Source organism: Ruficoccus sp. ZRK36 (assembly GCF_019603315.1).
Classification (GTDB): domain Bacteria; phylum Verrucomicrobiota; class Verrucomicrobiia; order Opitutales; family Cerasicoccaceae; genus Ruficoccus.
Genome location: NZ_CP080649.1, coordinates 976166 through 989005, shown reverse-complemented (window position 1 = coordinate 989005; position 12840 = coordinate 976166). Strand labels below are relative to the sequence as shown.

The window sequence follows — 12840 nt, the reverse complement described above, 5'->3', positions numbered from 1 at the left end:
GCCGAGAAGTAACTATGCATGAGCTATAGAATCACTATTTCCAATAAGCCGCATAGCGAACAGTCTAGCGACCGGGTTTGTCACCAGTGATCCCTTAAGGCGCAATTGACATACACGGATACATCCTTTCCCATAGCGTTTTTCCGCACAAATAAAGGCTGGCTCGGGCTTCCGACCCCAGTCACACTGATCGGTTTTCAAGACAGCTTCCCAACCTTCAGCGAGCATCAGTGTCTCAGCCAATGGGCTAATCATATCCAAACTACTGTCGTGCCAAAGACTGAAATCACGCGCTTCAAAACCCGCTACCAGAGGATGACCAGTAGCACGAGATACAAAATGGCGTGGGGCATAACCAGCTTTCTCGATACAAAAGCTTTCACCTACAATCTCGTAATCTCCCTCCGGCAAGTTGAGCAGTACCAGAGTACCACCTTGCTCGACCCTAGATAAAATATCAGACGTAACATCATCTGGATTTTCATGTATCCAGACATTCGTGTCCTCCTGTGGCACCCAAGTCGCCCCCAAATCATCAACCAAACTATCCACGTTAGTCCCCGTCCCCGATATGGTTAAGACAGGCTCATTCAACAGAGGAAAAATCGTAATTTTCTCTTCGGTGCGACTGAGCAACTTTCCGTCCGAGGAAATAAGCTCTAACCAGATACACGCATCTTTTCGCACGCGGGCATCAGGCAGTTTAACGCAAAAAATGCCCAGACAGTGCGATTGCCCTTCAGACGCCCATGCGTCGGATTGTCCTCCAGCGGTGGTGACCCCATCGATTTGCAGGCCGTAGCGAATACGAGCCGCCTCCAAAGGCTGAAACTTGTCATTGCATACCCATAGCTCAGCATGAAAATCTTCGCCACTCCACCAACCCCATCGGTCTATTCGAATGTCGGCCAGGTAAGGCGCAAGTGCCTCACGGAAGGCAAAGTAGGCTGGCTTAGGACGGCGTTCGCAATCAAGTAGCGTTTTCATCCAGCCTGCCGGAAACGCATCTATCAGTAGATGGATGGCGAATGAAACCATTCGTGAGTCCCGACGAAATGCCCTCGTCATGAAACGCACAGCCCAACTCTGATGAGCTTGGCTGGCCTCGACCCATGCTTCGAGTGATTCTTGTGGGTCCATCCAGAGCGAGTGCATTCTCCCGGTTTGGGCCCGCGCGACGCGGTTCGGCGTCCATGCACGTTTGTCGTCCTCATTGCGGGGTAACCAGCTATCAGGATAGCGGCGGTTCATTAAATCGGGAAAATCCAACCCTTCAGCGCCAAACTCGCCACAGGCATATTGCCAGCCCGGTTTGACAGGCCTCCAATAGCCCTTGTGCAAACGACCGAGATCAATCTCATGTCCGCAATACCAAGTAGTATAACAATGATTATCCGGTATACCAGGCCCAGGAGGGTCGTAGTCGCCGTCGATCGGTTTGATTTGTCGATCCGGATTCTCTAGGCGTACAGCCAGGGATGCAGCCTCCAGAAACAGCTCTAGCTCTCGACGGTCCAAACTTCGGTGCCGACGGTCACCCCATGAGAGCGGAAACGGCTCATTAATGAAACTAACAAGCACGCAGCAAGGATGCGTGCGAACAAGCCGCTCCATGGCTGCACTTTGACGGAGAGATTCGGATACCTTGCTACGCCGAATATAGGTAAATACCGGCAAATCGGATTGAACCATCATGCCGAGTTCGTCGCATGCCTCATAGATTTCTTTCTGCACGGGGCGCTGGGTCAGGCGGAGAAAGTTCAAACCACAATGCTTAGCGATAAGAATATCTTCGTAGAGCTGATCCATGTCATCATGCAGCACGCACTGCTGCTCGTGCCCCATCGTGTTGGCACCGCGCAGCCGAATTTCTTTGTCATTCAAGAAGATACGTCCGGCAACAGGTGGGGCTTCATCGATGACAAAACTGCGCATTCCGAAGCGGACAGCCTGTCTGTCGAGTTCATGCCCATCCTCGAAAAAAAGACGAAGGCGACACTCGTAGAGCCAAGGTGTTTCCGGTGACCACGTGCGGCAATCCGGCATTGGGATCTCAAGACTGTACCAGTTTGTTCCTGGCCCAGCCGGTGCCGGTGTGGCCATTGCTAACGGGCGAGAATACTCTTTAAAGTTCCACCCCATCATCTCACCTTCGAGGCGGAAAGGAGTATTCTCATTTCCCGCATTTTCGAGCAGAACATGGAGCTTGGCAGTACCGTTGCTTAGGTTAGGCTGTACCCACGAGTCACCGAAATGCAGGGGCGCACGCGACTCAATATATACAGGCTGCCAGATGCCCATCCCCGGAGGGCAGTGATGCCAGCCAAGGCCAGGCTCATCCCATCCCGGCCCGGTGGCAGCATAGATCTTATCTCCGTCAATCGGCATTCCCCAGGAATTGTTGCCCCCCATGATCGCATCGTTACGCACAATCACACGCAGATCATTTTGGCCGGGGTGGACCTTGTCCGTGACATCGTATTCAAAGGCGTCAAAGAAACCTTCATGGGTTCCAACAAAAGAATTGTTTACGTATACCTCCGCTATGTAATCCACGCCCCGGAAACACAAAAATACGCGCCCTGCTTTAAACATGGCAGCAGACAGTTCTGCCTGCATCTCATAGATGAACAGGGCCCGTCCCATGGGACCTCCATAATGCGGTATACTTATGGACTCCCAATCACCATCCTGTGATCGCCGTCGCGCCTGCTTGATTTCGACTCGCTGGCGAAGCGACACCTGAGCAGCACCTTGCTGTTGAGTAAATGGCTGGAATTGCTTCTTCAGTGCCTCCAACTCACGTCGAAAACAACTATCATCGACTGGTTCGACCGGCGTACACGTCGGTACACTCGCGCTTATCGGGAGTACGCAGTCAGGCAAAGGTGCGGGGCTTGGCTCGATAAGAGCGATTTTGCTCTCAGCCTGATGCGCCCCGATTTGGGCAAAGACATCATTGCATTCGATAGATGATTTTGTATGGTTCACGTGAACTTATTAAGCATGTATGCGTTGTAATTAATCATGCACAAACCATGCGACTTGGTTAGTAAAACCAAGTCGCATAAGTAAATTATCGAAACGCAGAATTATTTTTAAATAGTCAAAAGCGTAGCCTACTCGATCAAGTGACGTGCATTACCTGCGCTTCATTCTGTAGAAAACTGCGATCATAACGAATAACCCCATGAGGATTGCCGATGAAGATGATTCCGGGATGGTTCCGGTGACCTGAATATTACCAATCATCAATGTCGGAGCCTGAGTACCAGTAACCGTAAATGAATCTTTTTCAAAATAAAGACCAACGGCTGCGACATTATCGAGAGCAAGCGACGAGAACACCGCGCTTGATTGGTCAAAATTCAGACTAGTCGCAGGATCATAGACTGCCCACAGCGCATTCTGCAGATTTTCTCCAGTCAATTCTCGAGTTCCGTTCAGTGAGAAAACTGAATTGTTAACATAATATACATCATCTATCTCAACAACCCATCGCGCATCGCAGTTAAGCCCGGAAAAGCATTGGGAATCAATACTGTAGAAACCATCAATGGATACAGCCCCTGAAGTATAGCCAGGGTTGAACTGATCCTGCTTGAAGATGTAAACGCCAGCAAACGAAAGTGTGGTTCCGGTATAATCTATGTTGTCAAACTGCAGCACCATTCGATCCAGCGTAGGATTCCCTGTCGTTGTGCGCACTTGTTGACGGTTGTACCCAGTGGCAATATCCGTACTCGTCAGGACATATCCGCCGAAGAATTGTGGTCCCGTATATGAGGATGCCGGACTCAATTCGCTAGTATCGCTAAACGGCTTTTCATAGACATAGGGGTCGCCGCTAGTACCGCTTCCAGAACTGTTAACATTTCTTGAATAACCGGCATCATTCGTTACATACTCAGTTGATGGTCCGTAATTGAATACGGTAGCCGCGTTGACTGATACTATCGGCAGAATAGCCAGTGTGAATGCATGGATTATTTTATTCATGGTATTTTGCTTTATTGGGGTTGATTGAACCAAAGAAAGAGATCATCAGCTTCTACCTCTGAAAATTGGGTAACGACTCCACTATACATGACGGCGATACAGTTTCCGCCATTGCGATAGGCAATCGCACCATAGGTTTTCTTTCCTTCATCAGATTCTGCTGTCCAGCGATGCCTCGATCCATACTTGACTTGCCAGTCAATTGCCTCGGCGAATGCGATCAAACGTTCTGGATAGTTGATTTCCGAAGTACGGAAGGATTTCAGATCTTTGCCGTCAAAATCGCTCCCATTATATCCTATCGTACGAATTCCCGGATAATCGGGAATCGGGGTCGCGGGAAAGCCCGAAATCGCGACAGGAAGCCAAGTCTTGTCCGTGTAGCCGGGCTTCGGGCAATTCAGATAGGCCCCAAAATCGCGATTGTACATCCATTGTCCTGAAATGGATCCGTTGTCATTTACTGTCGAGAGTGGCACATACTCGCCACCATGATCGCTCGCGTAGGTTAGGTTTGCGAGTTGGAGTTGGCGGAGATTGTTGACTGACTGAGTGACATAAGAACGACGCTGAACGCTATTGATAATCGGGACCAAAATTGCCGCAATAATGGCTATCACCGATATCGCAGCGAGCAACTCTATCAACGAGAAGGCAGGGAGGGGTGTGCCATGCGAAGAATCGCCGTTTGGGGTTAACATGAGGCCAAAACTTAAACAAGCCGAGTCACGCAGCAACGAAAGATTTATTCAATCAGTTGAAAGCCTTCTACAACATCTACCTCATACGCTTAAAATTCCTTAATGGTGGTAGTCGTAGGGCGTCTGACCGTATCCCCAAAGTGGTAGTCGCATAACAAGCTGTAGTTGCGTGGGTTTTGGTGGAGCCCTCGGTAATCTTGGTGAATCAGAGAGACTAGAAAATCTATTGCCGAGGCAGCCAATAAGTCGGCTCGCTCATCCAGACCCGCCACCTCTGGCATCGAGGGCGAGGAGGCCGAAGATTTACTAATCAACGAGAATCCAAGTTCATCCGGAATACGATATCCCAGTTCCCTCAGAACGGGTAAATATTCAATATGAGAAATAACACAGTCCAACCGGTTTGAATCAATCCATTGACGCAATTGACTCGGAGTCGGCGCTACTTCGTGCAGAATTTTGGGGGCTGTCTTCTGAGGATGATTATATTGATCGCATAAGTAAGCTGCGAGGTATTTTCTGCCTGAGCGAATATTCGTCATATGATGCAGATGCAGACCTATACGTCGATAGCCGCACGAGCGTAAGGCATTTAGGTGCCAGAGCATATTCTCGAATTGGTCAGAGCTGCTACGATTGACACCAGGAATCACTGTAGAATGGCCATAGGCAACAACGACAAAATCGGTCCAGTCAAAACCGGTTAGAGTTCCAGACTCAGACCATGGACCTATCAGTATTCCGCGGATAGAGCGTTGCTTCCAAATTCCCATAAGACGTCGCGGTGTAATAGCACGATTTTCAACCGGAAACTCAACTAACGTATAGCCGAGATCGGCGGCTCTTTTCTGGGCGAAATCTTGAAATGCCTGCATCGAAGGGTGCTTTTCATTACTTGGATAATCGGTCAAATAAGCGAGCTCCCCATGACAGTGAGTAGGACGAGTAGAGCTTCGGTAGGCTGCCAGGGCACTCATCATCGCATCGGGGGCATAGCCCATGCGTTTGGCAATATCCTGAACGCGTTGACGGGTTTCTGGACGCAGACGAGGGTCAGAACGCATTGCCAAAGATGCGGTGGATAAATGCACGCCAGCCTCTTGGGCTACTTGCTTTAGGGTCACTCGATTTTTCATCTTGCTGTACCTTGACTATAAGCGACGCAGAATAACATCTGCATGGAAGATTTTTCAACTGATTGAACCAGTCCAGACTCGTCAAAGGGAAAAGTCAAAATAATGATCGTAGCGAAGAGAAACGCATCTCAATCCACCCCGAAGAAAACATTTCTATGATAAATACCACACGATCTCTTTCCTTCTCCCTATTAATACTTTGTTTTTGTTCCAGTTGCTCCTCGCAAAGCAGCGAGCAGGCCGAAAATACCCTGGTAAACGTCAACTACGAGCAGGATGATGTACCTATACGCTGGAAGGACAATAGCGCGTGGATGGGGACAGAAACCACCTTCAACATCGAAAGCAACGAAGACGATGGGCGTTTCCTAAGTATCGGCATAAACGGTTCATCCCAGTTCTTTTACCCGGTCAGAGGGATGGTGAGCAGCAAAGTATACACCGTCGAGATGGAGGCTCGGTGTATCGGTCAGATTGAAACTATCACCGCACAATTCCGCATGGAGCCTCACCCTTGGCACGATTACGGTCATATCGGGTGGACGCCATCCGAGTCATGGACGACTTGGCGCATGCAGGCACGAGTAGTAGATAGTGACCTCGACTACCTGAAGACAGCCGCCTTCTTTCTGAAAATACAGGGTGTCGGCCAGATTGAAGTGCGTTCCTTACGCGTGACAGAAGCCGATGATTTTATCCTGCCTGAGACTCCCCAAGACGAAAGCAGAGAAATCCTGTTAAATCATGACTTTGCGCTAGGAATGAGTGGATGGGTCCCCACTGGCAATATTTCACCGAACTACGCTGGCACTCAAACAATAGTAACAATGCCGAAAGGCTCATCACTGACCACCGAAGAAGGTTTTTCCCTCCAATACGGATCAAACTATCAGATATCGGTCGAAGCAAACGGGGATCCACGGGGACTCATTTTGTGTCTATACCGTTTGTCGGATGCCGAGAATGTCGCTGAATGGCGAGTAAACACCACTGATGGAACTTGGATCACCTCCTATAACCCCACCCCTCCTGATCGCGGTGCATTGATTGAAGACAATCGCTATTGGCTGCGCCTAAAATCAACGGCGGACACAGCGCAGCTCGATGACATCAGTATACAAAATAATGAGCCAAGGATAACCCCACGCGCTTCATTTGAGGTTATACTTCCCGCAGAGCGTAAAGATCATTACCTAACCGTAGGAGAACCGATTGTCTTGACGACACGCGTTGCCAACACGCCCGCCAAAGTGCAAACAGCCCAAGTTCATATCACCAACCAACGCGGTGTACTTGTCAAACGACTCGACGTAAACATGGGCAATCTCCCCGATGGTACACCGGGATCAATCATTGACTGTGGCAACTTGGATGTCGGTTGGTACAGTTTTAGTCTGTATATTGACGGAGACGCCGTAAGATCCTTGCCTTACGAGCTTGGCATACTGCCCAAGCTACCCGCGTTGGAAAATGTAGAGACTGAATATCCGCCCTACATGGGGAGCCATAATTTCGATATTGCCTCAACCCGTAAGAGTCCAGAGGGGGGAGTCCGGGACATATTCCTAAATCATGATAACAAACTAGCACTGGGTCGGCTTTTGGGATTCCGCTCCGTGAGGACGCACCCTCCGTTAATTACCAAGTGGTGGTTTGTTGAGCCAACCAAAGGCAACTGGCAGATGCCGGATGACATTGTGGATGCTATTCTAGCAAACGACATGACTGTACTGGGCATGCTCGATGGCACCGCAAAATATGCATCTTCTGCACCCGACGATGTCTTGAAAGCTGATCGCGACTGGCTGGGATGGGGCAGCTATGCCCCCACAGACATGGAAGCATGGCGCAATTACGTGCGAACCATCGTCGTACACTATCAAGACGAAATCCGTGAATGGGAAATATGGAACGAGCCTGATCACATTTTCTTTAACCTGTCACCGCAGGAACAACGCAGTAAAGCGGAGGTATATGTCGAACTGGTAAAAGTAGCCTACGAAGAAATCAAATCCATCGATCCGAACATTAAGATCATCGCCGGGGCTGCTACTACTAGTCAATTTTTGCAAGAGATAATTGAGTTCGGCGTCCTTGATTACTGCGACGCCTTATCCATGCATTTCTACGGGGCTTCGCTCGCTGGGGCAAATGGCACGAGTGCTTACAGTCGCATCTTGGACTCGCTTGACGATACGATGCTAGATGAAGGCATAATCGTTCCGGTATGGGATAGCGAATCCTGCCTATCCCCCCAAGGGGTGAAGGAGGGCACGGAGGGCTATCAAACCAGCCAAACACAAATCAAAAGCATTATCAGTGGAGCTGCCGCCGGGATTGATCGCTATTATCTCTATGCTGCTGCCCCCAAAAGCTACCCGGGCCACGATGCCCACCGCATGGTATTCGGGTATGCGGGACGACCGTTGATTCTAGGGGTGATGACAGCTACGTTTGATAGGCTGCTGAACACCAAGCGAATAATTGAAGATCTTAGTAACCCAGAGCAGGGCATTAACCTGTTTGCCTTCGCCGACAAAGACGACAACATAGTGCTGGCTGGCTGGAGTCAAAAGGCTGATACAGTAGTCCATCAGGATATCTTAATTGATGGACTCATTATTGACGAAACGGGAACTCACAATGGCCAATTCATCAATGGCTCTTTGCCACTGAAAAATTACGTCCAATATTTTATCCCGACAGGAGACAGCACCTTACATCTATTCACTGATCAGGATTAGACAGAGTCCATGCACTCATCTAAATCCCGACACAAACAGTACGCCACCTTTAAGAGTGTATTTTAACAATCTGAAAACACATGGAATGTGCATACTCAAACGCTGTCTCAAATGCTCATTCATAACGGCAGCGTTGGCTCTTGCGGTCACCCCGTTAGTCCGTGCGGAATTAAAACTCCCTGCCATTTTCGGTTCTCACATGATTCTTCAACGAGAGCGCGAAATCTCGGTATGGGGTTGGGATACTCCGGGAGAGAGTGTTCAAGTGTCATTTCACGGTAAATCAACGACAGTCCTGGTTGACCAGAATGGCCACTGGAAGGCCTACCTACCTCCCCTGTCGGCATGCAAGGAAGGCAGTGAGGTAAAAATTTGTAATACCTCCGGCGAAGAAATTGTTTTTGAGGATGTGCTTGTCGGCGAGGTGTGGCTCTGCGGGGGGCAATCAAATATGGAGTGGCGAGTAAACAAAGTCGCAAACGCAAACATCGAGACACTCGCCGGTGAACAGCCTCTACTACGCTATTTTGATGTTGAAAACGAGCTAGCCTATACCCCGCAGACGCAGCTTCATGGGCAGTGGGAGCGCTGTACACCACAGACAGTTCGCTACTTCTCTGCAGTCGCTTATTTCTTCGGACGCGACCTCTTGGATCAGCTAGACTGTCCTGTTGGGCTCATTAGCTCAAACTGGGGAGGGACGATAGCTGAAGCATGGATTAGCGGTGAGGCGCTATATGCTAATTTCCCTGAGTTTAGAGAGACAATAGCGACACTGGAGCAAGCCAGCAACGATCCCAATAGCGATCTAACACGCTTTTATGTGGATTACAGAAAATATCTAAAAGCCCGCCAACTTATGTATGAGTTGGAAAGCGACAAGGATGCAGCTTCAAATTGGGCAAACCCAAAATATGATGATTCCAAATGGGATATTCTACTGACACCACAGCCATGGGAGAAGGCCGGCTACAAGGACTTAGATGGGATCGTCTGGATGCGCAAAACGGTAAACTTGCCAGAAAAGTGGGCTGGACATGATCTAATACTCAACCTGGGGCCGGTCGATGAAATCGACATCACATGGTTTAATGGTCGGGAGGTTGGGTCTGATGGACGAGCGAGAGGCGGCGTGGTTGATTATTGGAATATACCTCGCACATACAGCATCCCTGGACAGATTGTTAAAGCCGGCGCAAACATCATTGCCATTCGAATCATAGATACCAGTGGAGAAGGTGGACTCTGGGGGAGTGTATCCAATGATATGTTTTTAACTACAGCCAATTATCCCTTAGGCGAACGCATTCCCTTGGCCGGGTCATGGAAAATGAAAATCCAATACGCCCTCCCGAAAAAGCCAAAATATTATCACCCGCCTAACACACCATCAGTCTTGTATAATCAAATGATAGCCCCCCTGATTCCCTATGGGATACGCGGCGTCATCTGGTATCAAGGAGAGTCAAACGCCTCCCGACCGGAGCAATACCAAAAGCTCCTCTCCAGTCTCATTGCAGATTGGCGTGATCGCTGGGGACACGAAGATTTCCCTTTCCTGATCGTGCAGTTGGCTAATTTCAGGCCTCATCAAAACCAGCCAAGTGAAAGCAAATGGGCAGAGCTTCGTGAGGCACAGGCGATGACTGCTGCCACTGAGAAAAATACGGGATTAGTCGTTACGATAGACATTGGCGAGGCCGGGAATATCCACCCCGCCAACAAACAGGACGTCGGAGCACGCCTTTCTCTGGCCGCACAGGCGCTAGCTTACGGCCGGGATGACATCACCTACAGCGGGCCGGTCTTTTCGCACATGGAACGCAAGGGGAATGAGATTATCCTCCACTTCAATCATGCCGAAGGTGGCCTCCTCAGTCGCACGCAAGACCCCGGCGGCTTTGCTGTCAAAAACCAAGACGGCAAGTTTGTCTGGGCCAAAGCAAGAGTCGATGGCGAGACAATACACCTTCTGGTGGATGAACTATCCGACCAGACGGCAATCCGCTATGCCTGGGCCGACAACCCAGATACACCACTCTACAACCAGGCAGGGCTTCCCATGGTTCCCTTTCAGGCCCTCCTATCCAACAGCTACTAATATCTTGAAAGCAGCTGAGACACTTCTCGCCTGAGCACGCTCATAGACTGTGCTTGCAGTTCAGCGATCCGTTCCTGGGCAAGCTTAACGTATGATTCAGCCCATTCCGGCTTTGACCATATCTTATCAACAGCAGCCGAGATATCCCTCTCGTCACATTCATCGATTTCTAAAATCCAATCCGATAAACCAATATCTCTCCACATCTGTCCTTTGCAAGTGTCCGTGGGCTGGCGCAAGTAAATAGCCGGGGTACCAACTGACAGCGCAAGAATGGGTGAATGCATCTCGTAGCTAACGACAACACTGGAACGCGCATAGATCGCTGCTGCCTCATCCGGATTCCAGAATGTGTCGCGACAGAGCGTCGCTGCCTGCATCCCCTCCGACAAGTGATCATAGAGCATGGATCTACCTAGTTCGATCTGGTAGGTCATTTCTGGACAAATAAATGCCCAGTTGCCGGTTCCTTGTATCCAGCTTTCAATGACACCACGCAGCTTATGGTGATCCACCATGCGGAAAGCCAGGCTAACCTCCTCTCTCTCAATCTCGCGAGGCGTCGGCTGCCTGTTTTGCATTTTGAAATAGGGAGTGTAGCGGAGACGAGGAATAGCGCACAGAAAAGGCTTATCGTACAGCCCGTAGTCATACAGATAAGCATCGCCAGCAGAAAAATCAGGATTAACGCCCGCGAAAGTCGCATCTGGAGAAAAAAACATGGACTCCGAATCGACACCACTATTGCGGGCATTCGCCAAAGACTGACTATCTCGAAAGAAGACGAAACGTGCTTGGGATAACAGCGCTACGGTTTGCGGGTCTGGGCTTTCTAGCGAAATACCATAAACACCAAAGGGACGTCCCCGGCCATGTCGAACCCAACCGTCCACTGCATCCTGAGCAACCAGATAGGGGCCAGATCCGTGGAGGAAAAAGTCCGCAGTATCCCAGTGTCCCCGTAAGTCAGCATTCGTGGGTAGTCCTTCGGTGTCGGTCGCGCTCACGTAGAGACTCACCTCAGTAAATGAGGCACTAAGCATCTCGTAAACACCGTGATCCAGGTCATTCGCCCATAGTACGATCTCATGCTCTGGTAGATACTTCGTTAGCAACTGCAAGATGCCCGGTGTGTGTCCGATATCTCCAATATTGACGGTTTGCCAGGATGAACGAAGGATGATTTTTGCCATATAAAGATGTGGTTTGATTACAAAGCGCATTCCTGCCACATGGGTCCAAGTGTATGGGTATAGAACGACAGCCCACCAACTAAGTTAGGTGAAAGCATGACTAACGAAGACTTGGGCTACTGTTTACAGAGCCTAGTCGTTCCGACGGCGCAAGGCTACCAGACACGCCAGAATTAAGACGGGAAGCAGCATACTAGAGGTACTCGGCTCAGGGATCGAGGTATAGCTAACGTCATCCAGACCGAACAATCCGCCGCCAGCGTAGGAGATAACAACCGCACTAATATTATTTTCGGTACTGATATAGCCAGAGAACCCGGCTATCGTGCTGCTCGAAGACGAAGTTATGGTTTGTGTGCTCAGGATTTCATTCGATGCGTCCAGATAAGTTATCGCGATGTCACCGTCAACCTGATCAAAGCGGTTGCCTGCCAAGGTAAAGCCAACGGCCGACACCCCCGCCCCTGCCGTAAAGGTATCACTCTCGGAGTCATAGGAACCAAAATCGATGCGCAGGGTAAATGTATTCGAGTCCCCCGGCAGTCGCATAGCCGTGCTGCTAGAGGTGCTGAACCCGTTATTGTCCAAGGCGACGCTCGATGAATAACTTTTACCATAGGTAAACTGGACATCGGGACGGGCATTATCATCAAACGCGATGATGTAGTTATTTGAGCCCGAAATGTTCCCAGTAAACGAGTAATTATAGATGACACCGAGACCAGAAAGGGCTTCCAATTCAGCCATTGTAGCAGAATTGGTTGCATTGAAGCTCACCTCGACCGCCCCATCAACCGGAGAAATGTCCGTGTAGAGCGTTGGGTTTTCCTCAATCAGGTTGACGGCATGCAGGCTGATGGGGAGCAAGGCACTAATCACAGCTAAGGACAGGAATTGGGGCATTTTATTCATGGCTAATCTCATATTTTCGAGGTGTTGGTGAACATGGTTAACGAGTTGGTTTAA

Annotated in this window: 8 protein-coding genes; 2 read left to right on the top strand and 6 right to left on the bottom strand. The window is 49.7% G+C overall.

Annotation, left to right across the window (positions count from 1 at the left end):
- Positions 1–12 precede the first annotated feature (12 nt).
- The 4 genes from K0V07_RS04325 to K0V07_RS04310 all read right to left on the bottom strand — a co-directional run bounded on the left by K0V07_RS04325 (position 13) and on the right by K0V07_RS04310 (position 5836).
- On the bottom strand, positions 13–2991 hold the full coding sequence (locus tag K0V07_RS04325; protein ID WP_220623312.1) for a sugar-binding domain-containing protein: 2979 nt from the start codon (positions 2989–2991) through the stop codon (positions 13–15).
- 150 nt (positions 2992–3141) lie between these two features.
- Positions 3142–3999: a hypothetical protein gene (locus K0V07_RS04320; protein ID WP_220623311.1), complete on the bottom strand. Its 858-nt coding sequence runs from the start codon at positions 3997–3999 to the stop codon at positions 3142–3144.
- A gap of 11 nt (positions 4000–4010) precedes the next feature.
- Positions 4011–4700 (bottom strand): prepilin-type N-terminal cleavage/methylation domain-containing protein, encoded by a 690-nt coding sequence (locus K0V07_RS04315; RefSeq protein ID WP_220623310.1) that lies wholly within the window; start codon positions 4698–4700, stop codon positions 4011–4013.
- An 89-nt stretch (positions 4701–4789) separates the two neighbouring features.
- On the bottom strand, positions 4790–5836 hold the full coding sequence (locus tag K0V07_RS04310) for a LacI family DNA-binding transcriptional regulator (RefSeq protein ID WP_220623309.1): 1047 nt from the start codon (positions 5834–5836) through the stop codon (positions 4790–4792).
- Between the two features lie 155 nt (positions 5837–5991).
- Between K0V07_RS04310 and K0V07_RS04305 the strand changes: the two genes are divergently transcribed.
- Together K0V07_RS04305 and K0V07_RS04300 are read left to right on the top strand one after the other, a co-directional pair.
- Positions 5992–8580, top strand: a complete 2589-nt coding sequence (locus K0V07_RS04305) for a hypothetical protein (protein ID WP_220623308.1) — start codon at positions 5992–5994, stop codon at positions 8578–8580.
- A 199-nt stretch (positions 8581–8779) separates the two neighbouring features.
- The gene (locus tag K0V07_RS04300) at positions 8780–10681 is read left to right on the top strand and encodes a sialate O-acetylesterase (protein ID WP_220623307.1); all 1902 of its coding nucleotides are present in this window, start codon (positions 8780–8782) and stop codon (positions 10679–10681) included.
- On the opposite strand, the gene K0V07_RS04295 is transcribed toward K0V07_RS04300, so the two are convergent.
- The gene (locus tag K0V07_RS04295) at positions 10678–11874 is read right to left on the bottom strand and encodes a polysaccharide pyruvyl transferase family protein (RefSeq protein WP_220623306.1); all 1197 of its coding nucleotides are present in this window, start codon (positions 11872–11874) and stop codon (positions 10678–10680) included. The genes K0V07_RS04300 and K0V07_RS04295 overlap by 4 nt on opposite strands.
- A gap of 132 nt (positions 11875–12006) precedes the next feature.
- Positions 12007–12786 carry a hypothetical protein gene (locus tag K0V07_RS04290; protein WP_220623305.1) on the bottom strand — a complete coding sequence of 260 codons (780 nt, stop codon included), beginning with the start codon at positions 12784–12786 and terminating at the stop codon, positions 12007–12009.
- Between the last annotated feature and the right edge of the window lie 54 nt (positions 12787–12840).